General features: G+C 55.6%; 18 protein-coding genes and 3 pseudogenes. 13 read left to right on the top strand and 8 right to left on the bottom strand.

Going from position 1 to position 19730, the window contains the following annotated elements; genetic code table 11:
* Positions 1-33: 33 nt before the first annotated feature.
* From GKKCFE_RS15060 to GKKCFE_RS15050, 3 genes are read right to left on the bottom strand one after another with little or no spacing between them, the layout of a single operon-like run.
* Positions 34-3486, bottom strand: coding sequence for an SbcC/MukB-like Walker B domain-containing protein (locus GKKCFE_RS15060; RefSeq protein WP_445576761.1), 3453 nt, complete (start codon positions 3484-3486; stop codon positions 34-36).
* A complete protein-coding gene (locus GKKCFE_RS15055) occupies positions 3443-4045 on the bottom strand; it encodes a DUF4194 domain-containing protein (protein WP_445576760.1) in 603 nt (200 codons plus the stop codon). The genes GKKCFE_RS15060 and GKKCFE_RS15055 overlap by 44 nt, the downstream gene beginning before the upstream one ends.
* A complete protein-coding gene (locus tag GKKCFE_RS15050; RefSeq protein ID WP_445576759.1) occupies positions 4045-5457 on the bottom strand; it encodes a Wadjet anti-phage system protein JetA family protein in 1413 nt (470 codons plus the stop codon). The genes GKKCFE_RS15055 and GKKCFE_RS15050 overlap by 1 nt, the downstream gene beginning before the upstream one ends.
* 96 nt (positions 5458-5553) lie before the next feature.
* Here GKKCFE_RS15050 and GKKCFE_RS15045 point away from each other — a divergent pair, with 96 nt between their 5' ends.
* The 5 genes and pseudogenes from GKKCFE_RS15045 (at position 5554) to GKKCFE_RS15025 (ending at position 11126) form a co-directional block, all read left to right on the top strand.
* On the top strand, positions 5554-6399 hold the full coding sequence (locus GKKCFE_RS15045; RefSeq protein WP_445576758.1) for a WYL domain-containing protein: 846 nt from the start codon (positions 5554-5556) through the stop codon (positions 6397-6399).
* 493 nt (positions 6400-6892) lie between these two features.
* A pseudogene (locus GKKCFE_RS15040) lies at positions 6893-7159 on the top strand (Arm DNA-binding domain-containing protein); the annotation flags it as partial.
* An 895-nt stretch (positions 7160-8054) separates the two neighbouring features.
* The gene (locus tag GKKCFE_RS15035) at positions 8055-8375 is read left to right on the top strand and encodes a hypothetical protein (protein ID WP_445576757.1); all 321 of its coding nucleotides are present in this window, start codon (positions 8055-8057) and stop codon (positions 8373-8375) included.
* Between the two features lie 924 nt (positions 8376-9299).
* On the top strand, positions 9300-10742 hold the full coding sequence (locus GKKCFE_RS15030) for an ATPase domain-containing protein (RefSeq protein ID WP_200868932.1): 1443 nt from the start codon (positions 9300-9302) through the stop codon (positions 10740-10742).
* Positions 10743-10763: 21 nt separating this feature from the next.
* The gene (locus GKKCFE_RS15025; protein WP_413795194.1) at positions 10764-11126 is read left to right on the top strand and encodes a response regulator; all 363 of its coding nucleotides are present in this window, start codon (positions 10764-10766) and stop codon (positions 11124-11126) included.
* A gap of 67 nt (positions 11127-11193) precedes the next feature.
* On the opposite strand, the gene GKKCFE_RS15020 is transcribed toward GKKCFE_RS15025, so the two are convergent.
* Positions 11194-11388, bottom strand: a complete 195-nt coding sequence (locus GKKCFE_RS15020) for a hypothetical protein (protein ID WP_445576756.1) — start codon at positions 11386-11388, stop codon at positions 11194-11196.
* Positions 11389-11514: 126 nt separating this feature from the next.
* Between GKKCFE_RS15020 and GKKCFE_RS15015 the strand changes: the two genes are divergently transcribed.
* From GKKCFE_RS15015 to GKKCFE_RS15005, 3 genes are all read left to right on the top strand, one after another.
* The gene (locus GKKCFE_RS15015) at positions 11515-12186 is read left to right on the top strand and encodes a hypothetical protein (RefSeq protein ID WP_445576755.1); all 672 of its coding nucleotides are present in this window, start codon (positions 11515-11517) and stop codon (positions 12184-12186) included.
* Positions 12179-12886: an RES family NAD+ phosphorylase gene (locus GKKCFE_RS15010; protein ID WP_445576754.1), complete on the top strand. Its 708-nt coding sequence runs from the start codon at positions 12179-12181 to the stop codon at positions 12884-12886. The genes GKKCFE_RS15015 and GKKCFE_RS15010 overlap by 8 nt, the downstream gene beginning before the upstream one ends.
* Positions 12887-13129: 243 nt before the next feature.
* Entirely contained in the window at positions 13130-13378 is a 249-nt protein-coding gene (locus GKKCFE_RS15005) for a hypothetical protein (RefSeq protein ID WP_445576753.1), read from the top strand.
* Positions 13379-13511: 133 nt separating this feature from the next.
* Here the strand turns inward: GKKCFE_RS15005 and GKKCFE_RS15000 are convergent, their stop codons facing one another.
* Complete coding sequence (locus tag GKKCFE_RS15000) at positions 13512-13724, bottom strand: hypothetical protein (RefSeq protein WP_445576752.1); 213 nt, start codon at positions 13722-13724, stop codon at positions 13512-13514.
* Between the two features lie 269 nt (positions 13725-13993).
* Positions 13994-14169: pseudogene (locus GKKCFE_RS14995) on the bottom strand (general stress protein).
* A gap of 306 nt (positions 14170-14475) precedes the next feature.
* Between GKKCFE_RS14995 and GKKCFE_RS14990 the strand changes: the two are divergent.
* Genes GKKCFE_RS14990 through GKKCFE_RS14980 form a run of 3 tightly spaced genes read left to right on the top strand, consistent with a single transcriptional unit; the run spans position 14476 to position 15673 of the window.
* Positions 14476-14697: a hypothetical protein gene (locus GKKCFE_RS14990; protein WP_445576751.1), complete on the top strand. Its 222-nt coding sequence runs from the start codon at positions 14476-14478 to the stop codon at positions 14695-14697.
* A gap of 14 nt (positions 14698-14711) precedes the next feature.
* Positions 14712-15221, top strand: a complete 510-nt coding sequence (locus GKKCFE_RS14985; RefSeq protein WP_445576750.1) for a hypothetical protein — start codon at positions 14712-14714, stop codon at positions 15219-15221.
* A gap of 8 nt (positions 15222-15229) precedes the next feature.
* Positions 15230-15673, top strand: a complete 444-nt coding sequence (locus tag GKKCFE_RS14980; RefSeq protein ID WP_445576749.1) for a DUF421 domain-containing protein — start codon at positions 15230-15232, stop codon at positions 15671-15673.
* Between the two features lie 182 nt (positions 15674-15855).
* Here the strand turns inward: GKKCFE_RS14980 and GKKCFE_RS14975 are convergent.
* Positions 15856-16409 (bottom strand): annotated as a pseudogene (locus GKKCFE_RS14975) (CheR family methyltransferase); the annotation flags it as partial.
* A 181-nt stretch (positions 16410-16590) separates the two neighbouring features.
* Here GKKCFE_RS14975 and GKKCFE_RS14970 point away from each other — a divergent pair.
* Positions 16591-17448, top strand: a complete 858-nt coding sequence (locus GKKCFE_RS14970) for an SDR family oxidoreductase (protein WP_445576748.1) — start codon at positions 16591-16593, stop codon at positions 17446-17448.
* A 17-nt stretch (positions 17449-17465) separates the two neighbouring features.
* Complete coding sequence (locus tag GKKCFE_RS14965) at positions 17466-19256, top strand: thiamine pyrophosphate-requiring protein (RefSeq protein WP_445576747.1); 1791 nt, start codon at positions 17466-17468, stop codon at positions 19254-19256.
* Between the two features lie 243 nt (positions 19257-19499).
* On the opposite strand, the gene GKKCFE_RS14960 is transcribed toward GKKCFE_RS14965, so the two are convergent.
* Complete coding sequence (locus GKKCFE_RS14960; protein ID WP_155742057.1) at positions 19500-19640, bottom strand: hypothetical protein; 141 nt, start codon at positions 19638-19640, stop codon at positions 19500-19502.
* Between the last annotated feature and the right edge of the window lie 90 nt (positions 19641-19730).

Genomic DNA, 19730 nt, shown 5'->3' with positions numbered 1-19730 from the left:
TCGCCCCGCAAGAGGAGTCGATCAAGTACGGAGTCAGCCAGTGACATTGTCGGCCTCGGTAAGACGATCAATCTCCTGCTGTAGTAAGTTTGGATTGACGAAGAAATTGTCGCTCTGTAATAGGTCACGGGCGCCGTCGAGCACTATATTCTTCTTGAACTGCACATTCCGCGACCCGAAGCGGGACATATCGTAATAGATGCTCAGAAACGACGACAACTTGGCCTGGTCGGATTCGGGGCCGGCCATGATTAATTGCAGGCCCAGTGCGTTGAGATATTGGACCGTGGCTCGGACGTTTTGCGGATCCATCTTCTCGAATGCTTCATCCAACAACATGATCCCGCCGCCCGCCGTACTTCCCTTGGACTTGCCGTAGGCGGCTGCGAGCGCCGCCCCGAAAATAAGGTAGACCGGAGTCCGATGCTCGCCGCCAGATGCCGGCCCGAAGCGCTTACTGAGCCATCCGACCGAGGTGCCATCTTGGAAGACCTCAATGTCGTAGCTGAAGAATCGGCGGTGGTCATTGAGTGGGCTGGTTTCGTGCAAGAGTGGTGAACTGCTGTCTCCTTCTACCAGCATGCGGAACTCCTCCGGGATATCTCCAGGTCCGCCGAAGAGGTCGTCTTCTGAGCTACCCTGTGTTCGCACTCGGCGAAGGAAGTCGTAAAGGCTCCGGTGTTCGTCAACCACCTTGTGCTTGAACTCATATCGTTCGTTGTTCGAGAAAGCGGGTGCCGACTTCAGTACTGATGTGAGACCGTCAATCTGTTCTTGAATGCGGTCGAACCCTGTGAGCAGTGTCTGTGCTACGTCCGTGCGGAACACCTTCACTGCCGCCTGGTAAGCCTCTTCGGCTTTTTCCTCCTGCTCGGCCAACTCCAAGTCTTGCAGTCGCTGCCGTTCGGCCAAGATGAATTCGAATGCGCGCAACCAGTCGCCACTGCTGACGTCGATGTTTTGAAGGTTGTAATCCCGAGTGTAGTTAGCAAACAAATACCATGCTTCACGGTCCGCGTTATCGGCTGCCGAGCGCGCCTGCTGGAGTGCACGGTCCAGACTGGACAGCTTCTGGGCCCAGTTCTCCCTGTGGCGTTCGTCCAGTCTGGCACGGTGGCGCTCCACTTCGTTCGCGTTGTAGAGCGTGTTCTGACGACATTCTCGCTCCCGTAGCGATTCGACTTCCAGTTGCTGTTGCAGACCCGCCACTTGGGTGTTTGTATGCGTCAGCTTCTCTCCGAGACGGGTAACCTCCCTAGTCCACTGCAATTCCTTTTCTCGGGCGTTGACCGCGTTGCTGTCAGCCGCTGCTTTCCTCGCCTGCAATCCGGCCAGGGAATCAGTCTGTGTGCTTTCGAGCGCAGACTTCAGATTCGCGGTGGCACCAGCCGTTTGGGCTACGACCAAAAACTGGCTCTCGAGGGTGCCCTGCAGCACCGCAGCGTCCGCGAACGGCGCCAGCTTTTGCTGACCAGCCAACAGCCGGTCTACGGCAGCAGTCGTTATTCTTAGTCGCTCTTCTACCACCTGGAGATCCTGTTCGGCCCGTTGGCGCGTCGCGCCACTATCAGTGCGGCCGAGCCGTAGCTCGCCTGCACCCGGGAGGCGCCGGCGTTCTATGCCGCCGCCCGAACTGGCCATGCCTTCCTTGGAAATCGCCTTGGCGCCAGCACGAAGCTGCTCATTCGATTCGACCAACACCGTACGGCCGAGCTCGCCCTGCAGGTATTGCACTGCCTCTGTGCTCTTGCCCTGGATTAGCTCTGCCGCATATTGCTCATTGCCCATAGCACGCCATTCACGGGTACGGGACGGTAGGGCCAACTTTACGCCGTAAATGCCGGTGGCTGCCTTGCTGCGATAGATGGCAATCGCATCAAGCTCTTTCTCAGCAGGAACTAGCAAGGCCTCAATGTGCCGGCCTAGCCAGGACTCGATGGCGGGCTGCCAACTGGGGTCCGAAACAGTTACCAAGTCGCAAACGGGAGTAACGTCGATACCCGCATCGGAGAGCACACCCATCAGTTGCATCGTGGACTGATGTAGAGACGTAAGTCCGCGACTGGCACGTTCACGGGCGATCATCGCCTCGCGGCGTTTTTCAGTCGCAAGCTTATGCTCTGCTTCGGCCTCCGCTACCGCGCGGCGTACCACATCGTAGGCCTGAGCCATGGAACGAAGGGTAGCCTGAATCGCAACCGCTGGAGGGACCCTGCCGTCATCGCGTATACGCTCAAGGTCTTGCACCTGCGCAGCTGCCTCTTCGAATGCGCCACGGTGGGCTTCCATGCCTGGCAAGTCGGTGGCTGCAATCAGAGCGGCCAACATAGCGAGGAACTGCAATCGAAGTTGAGCTTGCCTCTGTTCAAGCGTTGATTCCAGTTGCTTCAGATTCTCGGCATGGCCAGCTTGTTTGCGAAAATCGGGATCGCGGTTGAGTTCGGCAATCACCCGATCTCGTGCCTCGCTGGCCAGCGTTAATTCGGCCTCGGACCGGCCCAACTCCAGCTTCGCTCGCTCAATATCTTCAGCCAGCTTCTCTATTTCCACCTCGGCAGAGTCCAGCGTTTCGCCTAGCCGCTCGGTGGAGTAAGTGTGCTTGAGTACTGCCAGATTTGCGTCGGCGGTGCGCTCGCGCTTGACTACCCCGTACTTGTCGGCAACCTCGGTTGCACGATCGATTCGCTCCTTAAGTCGCGTGATGAGATCACGTAGGTCACGAACCTCGTCCAGGCGGGCCCGAAACTCTTTTACCCCCGTAGGCATAGGCTCAATCAGGTGTTGCCGCAGTGTCTCGCTCAGATCGGTGATGTCCTCATTGAGCTTGAGTGAGCGCGCAAAGGCGGCACGAAGAGACTGCGAATTCGGTTTGTCGCCGGGCCCCGCCAAGTGATCGATTAGAAGGCGTCGGACGAAGTCGTCGCGGTTCTGGGTGAACACCGGCACGGTCTTCGCTTCGAGCCGACAAAGATCGGTCGCCATGTGTTGAAAAGCACGCCACGGCATTACCGTCTCACGCGGACCTTCAGTTTGCAGGTGGTGCTTCGCAGTCATTGCGACGCCGGGCAGGATGTAGAGGCCGTTCACCTCTGCCTTCGGATCGTCAATGTGAGCACTGAGGGAAACCCCCGCAGTGAAGGGGACTCCGGTCTTGGCATCGCGAAACACTAGGTCCACGTACGTGTTTGCGGACGTTCGGGCGTAGGAACTACCGCCTGGAATGTAAGAGCCGAGACAGTAGTCCCGCAGCGTACGGGAGCGCTTCTTGCCTTCGCTGGCCGCATTGAAGTGCGTGCGGTTGCCGTCGGCCGCAAGCATGACCACTTGGATCGCATCCAGTAGGGCGGACTTGCCGGTACCGTTGGGACCCAAAAAGGCGGTGTTTATGCCGGTCTCCAGGTCCTTTGCCTCGTAAAGGAAAAACTGGACCAGGGCGATGTTCTCAAGCAACTTCAATGTCGTTCTCCCCATCCAGTTCTGGCGCATGCGCGGCCAACTGATGCAATGCGCTTTCCCCCAACACATCAGCGATTCCAGGACGAATCGCAATCTTGAAGGGCTGTCCGTCCTCGGAGTCCAGTACTCGCACCAGTCCATAGCGTCTTAGGGCAACGGCTAGTTCGCGCAGATCACCCCGCTCGGGAAGCTCTCGACCGAGCCACTCCTTGTAAGCGCGTTCCAGTTCTTCGAGAAAGATATAGGCCTCGCCGTCAGTGATCTCCGCCGACTGCATCCGGTCGTCGTAGAGACGGCGCAGCACCAGCGCCAGACGGGTTTCGCTAAGGCGCATTTTCTCGGCAACCTGATGGGTCGGAATAGCGGCTACATAGGAATGGTGATGATTGTGTATCAGGCTCATGCCCAACTTGGACAAGACGTCCCGGTATGCCGTGAAATGCTTGACTATCAAGTGATACGACACACGGCTAAAACGGTCGCTGGCATATAGCACCTGCTCCACGATTAGCCGATAGGCCGCTTTCTCGAAGTCGGCGACCACGTACTCACCTTGCGTCTGTTCTGACAATCGCTCCCAGCTGACCATCACTTCCTCCCCACTCGAATCACGAACTGTTGATGTTCCATGTATTCATTCCTCGTATTGGTTTCGGGCACGAATGTGACGTGCATACCCGGAACCATCTGCAGGTGGGGATCCGACTTGCGCTTGCCCTGAGGGCAACCGTCGCGTGAGGCAATTAGCAGCAGTCGCTGATAGCAGCAGAGATCAATGATCGAATCAATACTCAACTCATCCGAGCGGATTGCGCTCTGGTCGCCTAAATGCCGCGCCACGTATTGGGCCAGTTTCAATGGCGTGACGTTGCGATCAGCGTTCATCCGCTGCCGGAGCGCTTCCTTGGCGAGCTCCTCGATGGTCGGGACGAACTCTGCGACCGTGGTCGATACATGCTCTCGCAGCGGTGTGCGGGGCTTAGCTAAACCAAACTCGGACGCGTGATAGATCCCTGCGATGCCAGGTAATGCAATATGGCCTTCCTCCAATACCTTCGCGGCACTGATGGCCTGGTCGATCAGCTTGTCGAAGTTGCCCGGTGATCGCAGCTTGTACTCGAAGAATGCCATGGCGCGCTGATGCGCCACGCGAATCTCTTCATCCAGCCGACGCAGGTGCTCCTCGACATCGCGTAAGCGCAGAAGCAAACGGGTGTCCCGCTCGTACAAGGCTTCTGCTCGCAGGAGGTCACCATCTGCCTGCTTTTCGGCATACCAAGTGATCAAGGATTGGCGCAGATTGGCATCGTGCTGGAACTGGAGTGTCAGGCTGACGATATCCGATCGGTACTGCAGTGGATGGTTATTGGTGCGGAAGTCGCTGTAATCCGCAATGAAAACTTTCTCGATGTATTCCTCAAAGAAGCCTCGAACGAACTCACTAGCCGTGGTCTTGGTCACGAGTACGTCCATCAAGTCCTGAACGCGGCAGCTGGTGTTGATTATGTGCGCCATGCACTGCTTGGCCTGCCGGGCAGCCTCGGGATAGAGTTCGGGAGCCTTCCCGGCAGAGACCTCGCGTAAGTTGAGGAAGATTGATCGAACCTTGCCGCCAAGGAACTCGGGCTTGTGGTGAGCGAATTCGGTCAGAACTGTGAAAAATTGGGCGACGACTGGCCGCACCGTGACGTGATCGATGACACCACGGCGACGTTGGCTGAGCCATCCGCTCTCGCAAAAAAAGTTGAAGATGCTGTGGGCGCGGATAGTGATAGGACTTTCCACGTCCTCCCATGGATCGTCCGCCACCAGGAAGGACTCAATGGCGCGAATTACTGTTGTTTTGGGAGCTTCTTCACCGGGAGAGCGTCCGCCATCGCCCCACATTTCTATCATTAGTCGGCATAGAAGATCCCAATAACGTAGATTGTTGGTCGCTGCTAAGGGTCGGAATAGGTCCTTGGGTAGGCGCTCAAAAAGCGGTGGCGTGCTGGCTTCCATTTCCAATGCCCCGGTTTGATTTACTCGGATAACCGCAGCATAGGTCTATTGCTACATCTATGCTACGGCTCTAAATGTTCTCATTGGTTTCCGGATATGACCCGTCGCAACTCTGCTCCAAAGGAGCGCTTTGAAGCTATCGAGATTCTGCTCCTCTGGGAAGGGCGCGTTTCGCGCTCTCGACTGCTTGACCTGTTCAACGTCCACGAGACGTTGGCCAGCCGGGACATTGCGGGGTTTCGGGCAGAGTATCCGGATGCTTGCGAGCCCGATAGTGGTAGCAAGAGCTATGTGGGTTCTTGGAGCCTACGTCCTACACTCACTCGTGGCACTTTCGATGAGTACCAGAGACTCATCGGAGCGATTGGAAGCTTAGATGCGGTATCCGCAGGTGTGGGGGTTGAGAGCATTCAGGTCGATGCCACATCGATCCGGCACCCGCTGTTTGCTCAGATTCACCGTGCAATGCGGCTAGGTTGCTGCATCAGAGTGCTCTATCGCTCCATGAGTAATCCTGAAGCACATGAACGAGTAATTCGCCCGCACTCGCTTATTCAAACTGGACTGCGGTGGTACATCCGGGCGTACTGTTCGAAAGCCGAGGCATTCTGCGACCTAAATCTTGGCCGAATTTCGGCGGTAAGTGCATCTGAAGACGCCGGCCTCCCAGGGCTGGATCGAGACGTAGATTGGCACAGGATAGTTGCAGTGCGTCTGGTGCCACACAGGGATCTGTCGGCCGAACAGGCCCGTATGGTCCGTGAGGAATACATGGGGGGTACTGCAGCAACGGTTTTTAACGTCCGCGCCCCTATCGCCAAGTATTTAATCCAATCCTTCCGAGCGGCCATTGATCCTGAGCGGGAGAGGGCTCCAGAACATCTGCTCATGGTCTACCAACCCGAAGAGTTGCCTCCGGTAGCCGATATTCGTCGATTGTGAGTTGACTGGTGAGCGGGGGAGGTTGGGACGTCTTTTCGGGGGGGCTTATACCCTGTTGATCCTGTGAAAATGACACTGCCAGCTTGATGGTCGTTCGTCCATTGGCTTTGGGTAAAATCCAATAGCCTTGCTTAGAATTACCCCTTTTTCGCTCTTGAAACACCCCAAAAACAAGTCCAGAATTGAGTCTTTTCCTGCTCCGGCAAGAAAAGAAACCCCTTAGATTTCAATGGGTCGGACGCTAGATGCGAGTCTCGTTTCCCGCTCCAATTATTTTTCTATAGACTTCCATTGAAGTATTTAGAAGTCAAAAAAAGAGGCCTCGGCCTCTTTTTTAGTTCCAGTAAAGTCTACTCTGATACATTAGTATCCACGATTTTTTAGTACATTTTTTAGTACATCAATTCGACGCTTGGTAAATCAGTTTTTTGAGCAGCTTGGTACTCTGAAAACTGTACAACACACCTTCATTTCACATGAGGGAGTTAATACGATGGTCCTTACCCATACGGCGATCCGGCACGCCAAACCTTGCGCCAAAAACTATACCCTTCCTGACTTTGATGGCCTCGCACTTTTCGTGAATACGAAAGGCACCAAGAGCTGGCACTTCCGCTTTTCCTGGGCGGGCAAGCAGCCTCGTATTTCGCTCGGTACTTATCCTGAAATAGGTCTGCGCGATGCTCGCGCTCTGCGTGATATCGCCAGGGCGCTGGTCGCGAAGGGTATCGATCCCCGCGATCAGCGACACCTTGAGCGCAATGCCAAGCTGTTGGGCCTGCAAAGCACCTCCTGAACGTCGTTTTAGCGTTGATGTGCTGCAAATCCTCGGTCCTTGGGAGAGAGGTGCCACCCGAAGATTTTGCCGTCGAGCACTGAGGTTCAAGCAATGCTGAATCGGGTTATGCCAACTCTCGTTCCACCGTCGCTGGGCTTGAGAGAGACCGCGTGCAACACATCTGAATGCTAACTTCGTGTCCTTCTTCTCGCCTCTACGCCATTGCACTGTCCGACGGCAGGGCGTGCTCCTTTAACCCTATCTATGCATCGGGATGAGTGGAGGGCGGGTCAGGTGCAGCCACTGCACTTGGCTGATTTGTCCGGCGTGCCCCTGGGTAAGCTAGGCGTCACTCGCAAGCAATTTATCGACGCTGAGACAGATCAATACCCCGCGGCTCGCAAATGGGCAGAGGTGATCCACCGTCAATAGCTTGATGTACGAGGGCTGTCTTGGGTGTCGCGACAAGATGACTCTGCACGTGCGGTGGTGCTTTTCGGTGACCTGATTCCTGAGAGTGCGCTCCATCCGCAGGGGGCATCGCGCAGCTTGACTGAGGATTCGAGTGTGTTCGACACGGTGCTAGATTTGGCGGACCTGATCGGACGTCATCATCGCGGGGAAAACTGAGTCAAAAATGACCGAGCAGCGCCCCTCGAATTCGCTCTCTAAAGCCGAACTTGGCGCCAATCGCAGCATCGCGCAGCAAATTTTTATCGACATTCTCGCCCGCGGTTCACCGGCAAGCTGGTAAAAAGAGGCGCGGGCCTGCTAATACCGTGCCGCGCGATTATAGTTCAATAAAAAGTTCGATTTCTTTACTTTTCGGATTAAATAAGGAGTAAAAGATACAAATAACTCCCCAAGGCCACGACAGATGTATTTAAAACAACGAAGGCGGGTGTTTTGGGATTGGTCCGATAGCGAGCTTCACAATCGTTGTCATGATGGCTTGCTCTCAGACGGTGGGCAGATTGATGTGCAGGTGCGGACTTCCCGCACCGGGGCGGTTCAATTGTTTGTTGGTGCCTACGACGGAGAAGGTTCGATGCTTTTTGAGGAGTACTATAAGGAGCGGCCGGGGGAGTCTATGAGTACAGCGCTAGCGTTCGGTGTAGGGAGGGCCATGACTCTCACGTCGACGAAGCTGTTACCCCTTCCATCTACGGCTCGACTGGGTATTTATCGCAAGGCTTGATGCCTACAAATCCTCAACGTGGCCCCCCTGGAGATTACTTAGACCATGTGATGCGGCGGGAAATCAGGGCATAATCTTCAGGTCGCCGAAGCGTTCCAGCAGCTCGCGCTCAGCCTGCTTAGCGAGGGCGTCATAGTCACTGCGTCGAATTGTCCGCATGCGCTTAACACTGAATGGCGCGGGCTTGCTGAGGAAGCTGTAGCGTTCTACGCGCGGTCCATCAAGGATGGAGCGGACAAGTTTTAACAACAAAAAAAGCAGGAACCCGCCTAGTGGCGGGCTTTGTATTGCGGTGGGATGGTGGTGCCGGATTGATTACTCACATTGCCCAGCGGTTGCGCTCTGTGAGTTTTCAAGCCCTGTCGGGCTAGCTGAATATCTCCAAAGATATGTTTCGCGAGGATTTTTAATCCAGCCTCACCTCGGTAGTCGCTTCTCACCAATCCCACAACTGCAAATGACTCCCCGGTCTCACCGGTTACCGTAAGTGAGGCAGTACCGTCAGCGCACAAGATACATTTGACCGTGCTACCAGGCAGTAAGCGGCCCAGGGCATCTTCTATTTCGGCCCTACTTAGTCTATCCATGATGCAGCCTCGGGATTGTAGGGATCAGAGGATAAGTCAGAAATACAGCTAGCACTATAGGTGGCTGGAGCCTCGTTAACGTCATTTTATGCCGCCGAGAACTCGCCCGTTCATCGGCCATGTCTGAGACAAGCCAATCCTAGCGAAGGCTAGGCGAAAAGCTGCATCGACTGGCAGCTTAGGATCGGAAGCGTTCGCTTTTGGGTGGTTACTTAGCACCCAAAGCGAACGATCTTCCTCGTCTACTTTCTACTCAACCTGAATAGCCTCGAATTAGGAATGGCGGTAGCATTTCGTTCATCCGGCTAAAAAAGCCTGTTTTTCAGATCAGGGTCACATTGTGGAAAAGCTAAAACGCCTTCAAAGCGGAATCGACGGGCTCGACGCTCTGCTTAATGGAGGGCTGGTCGAGGGTGCTTCATACATAGTCCAAGGCCGCCCAGGTTCAGGCAAGACTATCCTAGCCAACCAGCTTGGATTCCATCACGTACGCAATGGAGGTCGTGTTTTAGTCGCCACCTTGCTGGCCGAGTCACATGATCGTCTGTTTCAATTTCTCTCTACTTTGAGCTTTTTCGACTCATCCAAAGTTGGGGCTGAAATCCAGTTCGTCAGCGCATTTGATACGCTGGAAAACGAAGGTTTGGATGAAGTAGTAAAATTGCTTCGGCGTGAGATCAGTCGGCAGAAGGCTACCGTCATGATCGTCGATGGTTTGCTCAATGCACGCTCGAAGGCCGACTCGCCTATCGATACCAAGAAATTCATCTTAGAGCTGCAAGGCCACGCAGCGTTCGCTGGTTGTACCGTATTGTTCCTCACCAGTTCGCGGCTTGACGATGGTAGTCCAGAGCACACGATGGTCGATGGTGTGATCGAAATGGGAGAAGAGCTATTCGGTTCTCGTTCGGTACGTCGTATTCAACTACGCAAGACGCGAGGCAGCAGCGCATTGACCGGCCTCCACGAGTGCGAAATCAATGATGACGGCTTAGTTGTCTACCCGCGTCTGGAAAGCTTGTACAGTCGTCCTTCGTCGTCCGACAGTGCAGACATGACGCGTATCGCCAGTGGGATTGATTCATTGGATGACATATTGGGCGGAGGCCTACACAGCTCTAGTGTGTCTCTGGTCATGGGGCCATCCGGGATCGGTAAAACGACACTGGGTCTCAAGTTTTTGGCTAAGTCGACGGCAGATGCCCCAGGCCTACATTTTGGATTCTATGAAAGTCCACAGCGACTACGTCTAAAAGGGCTCTCGCTGGGCATCGACATCGAAGCCATGGAAGAAAGCGGTGCACTGAGCATCGTCTGGCAGCCCACCACTGAAGGTTTGTTGGATGGACTCGGCTCAAGACTGTTGAGCATCGTTAAAGAAAAGGGCATCAAGCGCCTGTTCATCGATAGTCTGAGCGGCATGACGCGCGTTTCGACAAATCCGGGACGGATTACAGACTTCTACAGCGCCCTAATGAACGAGCTGCGCTCCAGGGGCGTTACGGTATTCGCTTCATGGGAAATGCGTGACCTATTCGGTTCCGAGGTCAGTTCACCAAACTCTGACCTATCAAGCATCGTCGATAACCTGATGCTCATGCGTTTCTTTGAGAGTCGCTCTGAACTAAGCAGGACGCTTTCCATTCTTAAAGTACGAGATAGTTCTTATGACCCCTCGCGATTTGAGGTGGTCATTCGTGATCAAGATGTTTTCCTGAAAAAGGCTTTGAGAAATGAACCTTCAGTCGCGACTGAGCCCTTGCCTGGTTCAATTTCATAAGTCTTTGAGCAGGTTGAAAACATGACCACCATTCTGGTCGTCGACGACGAGTATTTGATCGCTGACATTCTCAGCTTCGCGCTGGAGGATGAGGGCTTCATGGTCGTAAAAGCCAGCAATGGCCGGAAAGGACTCGAGGTGCTCGAAAGGGAACGGCCGGCCTTGATCCTTACCGACTTCATGATGCCGGTTATGGACGGCCAAGAATTCGCCACGGCTGTGCGAGCTCTTCCTTCCGGCAACCATTTGCCAATCATTTTAATGAGCGGTGCTCAGGCACACATCGGTATGCAGAGATCCGATTTGTTTGATGTGGTGCTGCCAAAGCCATTCGACATAGATGTCATCATCGCAGAAGTTAAAAAGCTCTTGGCTTTGGAGTAGTTCGTACCCGGTAGGGCGTGATGAGTATCGAGTCAAAGCACCTCCAGGGCGGCCTTAGGCGTTGACGTCATGCAGTTTCAATCTCGTGGTGCGCTGAATTGTTTGCAATGATGAGATTGTGGTCTGCTGACGGCGCCACATTGCTATGCCGCTCCTTGCGGTTTCCAACGCATGTCTTGAACGAGTTCGCTCGCAGCATCTGAATGTCAAGGTTGTGTCCTTGGGCTTCTCGCCTCAACGCCATTTCGCTGATCGACGCCATGGGCTTGCTCCACTCAAACCTACCTATGCATCCAGACGAAAGGAGCTTTGGCTAGAGCTAGGGTTATCGGGGATATGCTAGAATTAGATAGCGTATATAGCGCAGATCACTAGTGAGGAGGTTTCCATGAGCGTTACAGAGCAGTCGGGCGTCTCCACCTTGGTCGGTACGCCTAAGGAGGCTCGGGCTAGCTTAAGCCGCTCGCATGCGGACCGTGTGCTGGTCGTGTCTTTCGATCAGGTCAACCTCAATGTATTTGAGGCGTTGGCGGAAAACTTCGCCAACGTGGCTTCTTCGATGTACGAGGTGCTGCAGGAGCGTCAGGACCCTAAGGCGCTCGAGCGACTGGCTGAAGTGTTTGTGACGCGCAAGCCGCCGTCGCCTCGCCTGCTCAAGGAAGCGGCAATGCTGGTCCAAGCCCGCAAAGCGGTGTTGGAAAGCGGTGATTGGTTGACCGCCGCAGACATCGCGCAGGTGGCTCAATTGAGTACTCGTAACCCGAGTGCCCAGCCTAACAAGTGGAAAAAGCAGGGACAGATTTTTGCCATTAATCACGGAGGGGCCGACTATTTCCCGGGTTACGCCTTGGATCCGGACGCGGGCTATCGGCCGTTCAAGGCGTTAGCCAAAGTTATTGAGGCTTTCGCTGGCCATAAGGACGGCTGGGGGATGGCTTACTGGTTCCGCTCAGATAACAGCTTTCTGGGCGGCAGAAGGCCCCAGGACCTCCTGGCATCGGCGCCTGATCGGGTGATTGCTGCCGCACAGGATGAAATCCAGGGCATTGTCCATGGCTAAGCAGCGTAACGAGTCCAGTGAGGGTAGGGCGACGGCTGCCACCGATTTGACGGCGTCCGTTACCCCAGCGCCTGCGGCTACGTTGCACGTCACTTTCACCGTGATCGCCAAAGGCGATGTACTTCATCGTGTGCACCAGGATAAGTATCAGCCTGATCAATTCAATCCTGGTGTGCACGGCAACGCACGCTTCAGCCCGATCCAGGATGATCAGGGACGGGCGATTCCCACCTTGTATGGCGGCACAACAGTCGATTGCGCCTTGATGGAGACCGTCTTCCACGACGTTCCCCATACGGCTGGGTTTAAGAGCTTCGACAAAGGCAAGCTGGCTGGCCAGGTGCATTCAGCCGTCCAGGTTGGCCAGCCGCTGCACCTGGTTGATCTGTCCAGCGTGCCCCTGCGTAAACTGGGCATCACGCGCAAACAACTGATCGACACTGAGAAAGATCAATATCCTGCGACGCGCAAATGGGCCGAGGCAATCCACCGTCAGTGTCCAGATGCCCAAGGTCTGTCTTGGGTGTCGCGACAAGATGATTCGGCACGTGCGGTAGTGCTCTTCGGTGATCGTATTCCTGAAGGGGCACTCCACCCACGGGGGGCGTCACGCAGCTTGACCGGCGACTCGACTGTGTTCGACACGGTGCTCAATCTGGCAGAGCGGATTGGGGTCGTTATCATCGCGGGAAAAAGCTGAGAAAATGACCGAACAGTGGTCCTTGGAATCCGCTCTCTGAGACTGAAATCGTCAGTCACCAGTCATTAGATCTCGCTGAAGTCGGCGGGCTTTGATGGGGCGTTGATGGGATTCCTTACAAATTTTATGTGGCGTCGACGGCCAGACACGTCTGCGTACATCCCAAGGGATTGGTGGTGCTTGCCACAGAGCGCAGCAACAACGATGGCTGGTGCCGTGCTGGCCTAAAATGCGGAGCTCGTTATGAAGGTCAACCAGATGTTAAGTGATGAACTGGTGAGCCGGCTGGAAGAGAAGATTCCAGCCATGGTGAAAGGCGCGATTAAGGCGGCCTATATCGATACGCTGGCGGCCGGACTCAGTGTGATGGAAATCAGGAATGGCATGCTCGTTGAAACAATGGCCGATGGTCAGCACAAGGTTATTCGAGTGGCCAAGCCCAAGCATAAGGTAGCTTCGGACAGGACTATCAAGGTGCGCCGCCTTTCATAACAAGAGGTTGAGCGCGCCCGTATCTTGGCGATGTCGCCGCGCAATGCGGAAAATCTACCATTTTGACATGTCAGTTTTTGTGCTGCGCAGGGGGAGGGTGCCGACAAGCTCGCCGCCGCATTGGGGCGTTAAATCAGTGACCCTGGGCTTTCAACTTAGCCAAGCCCTGTTTGATGTGTCCGGCGTTTTCTCCGATCGTTTGAAGCGCACCGCGGACATTGTCTCCAGTGTCCGTCGCACCCTGGCGCTCAATCCTCAAGGTCAACTCCATCACGGCCGCCTCTAATGCGAGTTGGTTTTGGTACAGTCGCTCAAGAACATCAGAAAGTGAATATTCAGTGGGCATTGTTTTGGCTCCAATTGAGAAGTCAAAAGCGTAGCAGCAGGCAGGGCGGATTTCCTAAGGCGCGGACGAGGTAAATGTATGATCTGGCTTGGAGCAGTGATAGCAATCGGTTAAAAGCGATCAAGCGGGTCGTTGGCCAGCATCTTCAATTTATCGTCATAAATTTTGTATGTGGTTAAGATTATTGCACGGCTCAAAATCTTCTACGCTAGTTCTATGTCCCGTGATTGTATGACAGAAGGGCAGACAAGCCGCACCAGTTCGCTCACTTACGACTTGCGGCCGCCACGGTGGCTGTGTTGATCGCCTTTACGTCCAGCCCCGGAGATCTTTTCCCTATCATTGGGAAAGTTGCCATCCGACGCTTGACCGCCTTTTTGCCGGCCTCAGACGCTTTTTTGGGATCGTTGGCGTAATTCCCGAGATTCTTATTACTTGTGGTCATAGCCTCTTTCCATACCTGGATAGTTGGCTGTCGTTTCGCTAGTTACCCATGAGTCCGCGAGCATTTACTCCTATATCTCGAAGACGTTTTAATAGCTTGCAAAAGGCCGATAAAATATCGGTTAATAAAGAACTTATATAGCTCGCGCAAAATTCTGCCGCTTCGTCTAAGTTTATAAGGCTGATGATGTTGGATTGAAAGCACTTCTCCGCTTCGCTTAGTTAACACGTTTGTCTGAAAATATCGAAAAAATAATGAACCCCTGGCCCCCTTGCAAAATCAAATGTGGATCAACAGAGGTGCACCATGCAATTCACTTATTTCTGGATTTTCCTGGCAGTCATTTTGTTATTGCTCGACCTGTGGGTCATCAACAGTGTCTGGCGAAGCGACAATTCATCGGGCAGCAAAGCGGGTTGGACGGCTTTGGTCGTATTGCTGCCGTTTATAGGGCTGGCTATCTGGAGTATTACGGGGCCGCGGGGTCTGACCAAAGGCCCGTCCTCGCCCGAACATAGCAAAGGCTGAGCCCGAGGCACCGTATGAAACCCCATGGCGACCTGCACAGCCGACGCTACCCGGTCAACGAAGACATGGCCCTGCAGCGCAAGGTCTGGCGCTTCGAGCGATGGGGCTGGTATGGATTGGTTGTGTTAATTGCGCTGACATTGGCCGGACTGTTCTCCAAGGGGCCGCTCAGCACTGCAGAAGTGCGCAGCGCAGATGGGCTATTGCGCATTGAACACCAACGTTTCCTGCGCAATGGATCTTCTGATGTGCTGGTCATCCGTCTGCAGGGCAAAGCGCGCGAGCCCCTGGAGGTAACCCTCAATGGCGAGTTGTTGCGCGGCTTCAATGTTGAAATGCTGCAGCCGCAACCTCTTATGGCCAGCACCGCCGGCGAGGGTGTGAAGCTTTGGCTGCTCAGCGACAAGGACGGTCAGGCGGTGCTGTATCTGACTTTGCGCAGCGACGGTGTGGGCCGCTTCGACACCCAGGTGGCACTCGCCACCGGCGCGTCCGTGCGCTTCTCACAATTTATTTATCCGTAGGGGCGCTCATGGACTCGGTATTGCGCGCAGTCGCCATTTATCTGGTGTTGATGATTCTGTTCAAGATCGCCGGGAGGCGCTCCCTGGCGGAACTCACTACCTTCGATCTGGTGCTATTGATGGTGATCGGTGAGGCCACTCAGCAGGCGTTGCTGGGCGATGATTTTTCATTGACCAACGCCGTCTTAGTCATTGTCACGTTGATCGCCATCGACATTGGTTTTTCATTGGTCAAGCAGCGCTCACGCTGGTTTTCCCGGGTGTTGGATGGCGGGCCGACGATTGTGGTCGAAGACGGCAAAATACTCGCTGAGCGCGTCAAGCATGCGCGGCTGGATGAGAGCGATATTCTCGAAGCGGCCCGCTCCGCTCAAGGCATCTTGGAGATCCATCAGATCAAGTTTGCGATCCTTGAGCGCAACGGCAAAATCTCGATTATCCCCTATGAATAAGCCCAGCCTAACGCTGTGAGCTGCACAGTTTATTTCGATTAGGTTGATCAACAAATCATGGGCCACGGGCTTACTGACATGGGTGTCAAAGCCCGACTCGGCGGTCTTTTTTCTGATCGTTGCTGGTACCGTATCCGGGCAGGGCGATGGCCGGAACCTGCTGCGGATAGCAGATCTTGCGCCAAGGCGCACAGATGGATATCGACGAACGAAGCCTTGTTGAGGCAGGCGTAGCGGGGGCCATGATCGTGGTGTTCGGGCGTAACCCACTTCGCGGCATGGTGTGGGCGGACGGCGCACCGCGGAGGAGCCGGCTCGCACGCGAAAGATCCGGGTGCGCTTGTCCAGCGGCACAACAGCTTCAGGCAGCCGTCGGCTGACGCTGAAGATCTGAGGAACAGATAGCCACCGGGGCGCAACGCAACAGTTGCAAAAGATATCGCGCTGCACCTCACGGTCCAGGTAGATCAACAAGTTTCGGCACACGATCAGGTCAAGCTGTGAAACGGCGGATCAGCCAACAAACTTGTGTTTAGCGGACAACCATCTTCGCGAATCTGCTTACGCACCCGGTAGTGCTGGTTTTTCTCCTTCGGCGAAGTACTGGCGCAAGTATGACGGCGGCGCGTCAGTGATGATCGCTTCCGGATACACGCCGTTGCGGCCATGGGTAATGGCGCGCTCATTGATCGGTGGCGAACACCTGCGCCTTCGCGCTGCTGCCATCCAACATCAGTGTCCCCTCGCTAGTTCTGCGAAGTTCTACCTCCGGTTGAGGTGCGCACTATACAGAGGGTTTATTCAGGCTGACGAATGGAAACGCTGTGTCGGGAGGGTTATCCGATTTTTCACAATCCGTCTGAACTTACCCTCTCCGCCAAGCCTCGCAAAAGTAATCACAGCCAGGAGGAAATCCGATGAACAGTTATCCGAAACCACCCTTCAAGACACAACAGCAGCCCGTGCCCGGTGAACAGCGCAAGATGGACCCGCTGCCCGATTGTGGTGAGCAGACTTATAGGGGATCGGGCCGCCTCGCCAATAAAATAGCCTTGGTCACCGGCGCCGACAGCGGAATTGGCCGTGCGGTGGCCATAGCCTTCGCCCGTGAAGGCGCGGATGTGGCGGTCTCCTATCTGGATGAGCATGAAGACGCCAAGGAAACCGCACGGTGGGTCGAGGCGGCGGGTCGTCAATGCCTCTTGTTGCCCGGCGACCTGGGCAGCGAGGATCAGTGCACTACGATCGTCAACGACACCGTGGAGAAGTTTGGACGCATCGATGTGCTGGTCAATAACGCGGCGTTCCAGATGACTTACGAAACGCTGGAAGACATCCCTGACGAGGACTGGCTGAAGACCTTCAACGTCAATGTGACCGCGATGTTCCGCATCTGCAAGGCCGCGTTGCCGCACATGGTTGAAGGCAGTTCAATCATCAATACCAGTTCGGTCAATTCCGACGCGCCCAACCCCACGTTGTTGCCATATGCGGCGACCAAAGGCGCGATAGCCAACTTCACCGCGGGCCTGGCGCAGATGCTCGGCAAGCGCGGTATTCGTGTCAACAGCGTTGCCCCAGGGCCAATCTGGACGCCGTTGATCGTCTCGACGATGACCGAGGACTCGGTGAAAGATTTCGGTGGCAATACGCCGCTGGGACGCCCCGGCCAGCCGGTTGAAGTGGCGCCGATCTATGTGCTGCTGGCGTCGGAGGAGGGCAGCTATATCTCCGGTGAACGCTACGGCGTGACGGGTGGCAAACCCATTCTTTGAATGAAGCGAGGCATTCGATGACGACAGTAGGCGACTTTCTGGTTGAGCGGCTCAGCCAATGGGGTGTGACCCGAATCTTTGGTTACCCGGGCGACGGTATCAACGGCGTATTCGGCGCGTTGAGCCGGGCGCAGGGCAAGATCGAATTCATCCAGGCCCGTCATGAAGAAATGGCCGCGTTCATGGCCTCGGCGCATGCCAAATTCACTGGCGGGCTGGGTGTGTGCATCGCTACTTCAGGGCCCGGGGCCTCGCACCTGATCACTGGGCTGTATGACGCACGCATGGACCATATGCCGGTGCTGGCGATTGTCGGGCAGCAAGCGCGGGCGGCACTCGGTGGCCATTATCAGCAGGAGCTGGACCTGGTCTCGATGTTCAAGGATGTGGCGGGGGCATTCGTGCAAGAGGCTTCGGTGCCGTCCCAGGTGCGTCACCTGGTGGATAGGGCCGTACGCACGGCGGTGGGTGAGCGCCGAGTGACGGCAATCATCCTGCCCAACGACTTGCAGGAGGCGGCCTATGAGCCGCCGGCCAGAGCGCACGGCACTGTCCATTCAGGGGTTGGATATTCAAAGCCTCGGGTGGTGCCTTATGCGGCTGATCTACAGCGCGCCGCAGACGTATTGAATGCTGGGGAGAAAGTGGCGATTCTCGTCGGCGCAGGGGCGCTGGCGGCCACCGATGAAGTCATCGCCGTTGCCGACGCGTTGGGCGCTGGGATCGCCAAGGCGTTACTTGGCAAGGCCGCAGTCCCCGACGATTTGCCCTGGGTCACCGGCAGCATTGGCCTATTGGGCACCGAGCCCAGCTACAAGCTGATGACTGAATGCGACACCTTGTTGATGATCGGTTCGGGGTTTCCCTATTCCGAGTTCCTGCCCAAGGAAGGCGATGCCCGTGGCGTGCAGATCGACCTGCAACCTGACATGTTGAGCCTGCGTTATCCCATGGAGGTGAACCTGGTGGGCGATGCCGCCGAGACGCTGTCGGCGCTCATGCCGTTGCTGACTCACAAGACGCAACGTAAGTGGCGCAAGAAGGTTGAAGGTTGGCGCGCGACTTGGGAGAAAACCCTGGAGAAACGCGCCCTGGCCAAGGCCAAGCCGATCAACCCACAGCGGGTGGTATACGAGCTGTCGCCACGCTTGCCCGACGGCGCCATCATTACCAGTGATTCTGGCTCCTGTGCCAACTGGTATGCCCGCGACTTGAAGATTCGCCGTGGTATGCAATGTTCATTATCCGGCGGTCTGGCTTCCATGGGGGCGGCTGTCCCCTATGCGATTGCCGCCAAGTTCGCCCATCCGCAGAACACGGTGATCGCGCTGGTGGGCGACGGTGCGATGCAAATGAACAACATGGCTGAGCTGATTACTGTCGCCAAATACTGGCGACAGTGGCAAAGCCCTAAATGGATTTGCGCGGTGTTCAACAACGAAGACCTGAACCAGGTCACCTGGGAACAGCGCGTGATGGAAGGCGATCCCAAGTTTGAGGCGTCGCAAACCATTCCTGACGTGCCGTATCACCTGTTTGCGATTTCGCTGGGGCTCAAGGGGATTTTCGTCGAGCGCGAGGAGGATGTCGCTGCGGCCTGGGAGCAGGCGTTGGCGTCGGATGTGCCGGTGCTGCTCGAGTTCAAGACCGACCCCAACGTGCCGCCATTGCCACCGCATATCAAGCTGGAACAGGCCAAGAAATTCGCCTCCACCTTGCTCAAGGGCGACCCGGATGAGGCCGGGGTGATTGTGCAGACCGCCAAGCAGGTGCTGGCCAACGTACTGCCGGGAGGCACAAAAAAATAACGAACACCTGCGCGACCGCGTAGCCAAAGCTGTAAGGACATGGATATGAGAATCCGGCGATGACGCAGATTTTCAGGCGCTCGGCCGATACTTGGCTGCACGTGGGACTGTTGCTGCTGATCGTGGGCCTCTCGGGAGGCTTACTTGTGGCGTTGACCCTAGACAACACCGACTACCGCACCGGGCGTAACTGGGAGGTCGAGTAGCCGCTGCCCTTCAGCTATGCCCACCATGCGGGCAAACTCAAGATTGACTGCCGGCCTGGCTCTTGCCGAAAGCAGACAGGATCCATACGCCTCCGGCGTTTTGAATTCGGTAGTCGTGATCGTCCAGCGTATCGCGCCATTGCTGGATTCTAGGCGCTTTGGCTTGTTCAAAATTCATGGAGGGAGTCGTTTGCTGATCTGTCAGGATCTACAGTATCTGAGACGTGCCAATTCTAGCGAGGCCGCGGCGGCGAGTTGCATCGACCAG

The organism is Pseudomonas sp. E141, assembly GCF_052659885.1.
The sequence above is the reverse complement of the archived record's forward strand: the minus strand, read 5'-3'. Positions and strand labels throughout refer to the sequence as shown.

What these genes read in the sequence shown, in the direction of transcription:
- GKKCFE_RS15060 (WP_445576761.1), bottom strand. Translation starts at nt 3,486, where the DNA reads ATGCGCCAGAACTGGATGGGGAGAACGACATTGAAGTTGCTTGAGAAC.
- GKKCFE_RS15055 (WP_445576760.1), bottom strand. Translation starts at nt 4,045, where the DNA reads ATGGTCAGCTGGGAGCGATTGTCAGAACAGACGCAAGGTGAGTACGTG.
- GKKCFE_RS15050 (WP_445576759.1), bottom strand. Translation starts at nt 5,457, where the DNA reads ATGGAAGCCAGCACGCCACCGCTTTTTGAGCGCCTACCCAAGGACCTA.
- GKKCFE_RS15045 (WP_445576758.1), top strand. Translation starts at nt 5,554, where the DNA reads ATGACCCGTCGCAACTCTGCTCCAAAGGAGCGCTTTGAAGCTATCGAG.
- GKKCFE_RS15035 (WP_445576757.1), top strand. Translation starts at nt 8,055, where the DNA reads ATGTATTTAAAACAACGAAGGCGGGTGTTTTGGGATTGGTCCGATAGC.
- GKKCFE_RS15025 (WP_413795194.1), top strand. Translation starts at nt 10,764, where the DNA reads ATGACCACCATTCTGGTCGTCGACGACGAGTATTTGATCGCTGACATT.
- GKKCFE_RS15020 (WP_445576756.1), bottom strand. Translation starts at nt 11,388, where the DNA reads ATGGCGTCGATCAGCGAAATGGCGTTGAGGCGAGAAGCCCAAGGACAC.
- GKKCFE_RS15015 (WP_445576755.1), top strand. Translation starts at nt 11,515, where the DNA reads ATGAGCGTTACAGAGCAGTCGGGCGTCTCCACCTTGGTCGGTACGCCT.
- GKKCFE_RS15010 (WP_445576754.1), top strand. Translation starts at nt 12,179, where the DNA reads ATGGCTAAGCAGCGTAACGAGTCCAGTGAGGGTAGGGCGACGGCTGCC.
- GKKCFE_RS15005 (WP_445576753.1), top strand. Translation starts at nt 13,130, where the DNA reads ATGAAGGTCAACCAGATGTTAAGTGATGAACTGGTGAGCCGGCTGGAA.
- GKKCFE_RS15000 (WP_445576752.1), bottom strand. Translation starts at nt 13,724, where the DNA reads ATGCCCACTGAATATTCACTTTCTGATGTTCTTGAGCGACTGTACCAA.
- GKKCFE_RS14990 (WP_445576751.1), top strand. Translation starts at nt 14,476, where the DNA reads ATGCAATTCACTTATTTCTGGATTTTCCTGGCAGTCATTTTGTTATTG.
- GKKCFE_RS14985 (WP_445576750.1), top strand. Translation starts at nt 14,712, where the DNA reads ATGAAACCCCATGGCGACCTGCACAGCCGACGCTACCCGGTCAACGAA.
- GKKCFE_RS14980 (WP_445576749.1), top strand. Translation starts at nt 15,230, where the DNA reads ATGGACTCGGTATTGCGCGCAGTCGCCATTTATCTGGTGTTGATGATT.
- GKKCFE_RS14970 (WP_445576748.1), top strand. Translation starts at nt 16,591, where the DNA reads ATGAACAGTTATCCGAAACCACCCTTCAAGACACAACAGCAGCCCGTG.
- GKKCFE_RS14965 (WP_445576747.1), top strand. Translation starts at nt 17,466, where the DNA reads ATGACGACAGTAGGCGACTTTCTGGTTGAGCGGCTCAGCCAATGGGGT.
- GKKCFE_RS14960 (WP_155742057.1), bottom strand. Translation starts at nt 19,640, where the DNA reads ATGAATTTTGAACAAGCCAAAGCGCCTAGAATCCAGCAATGGCGCGAT.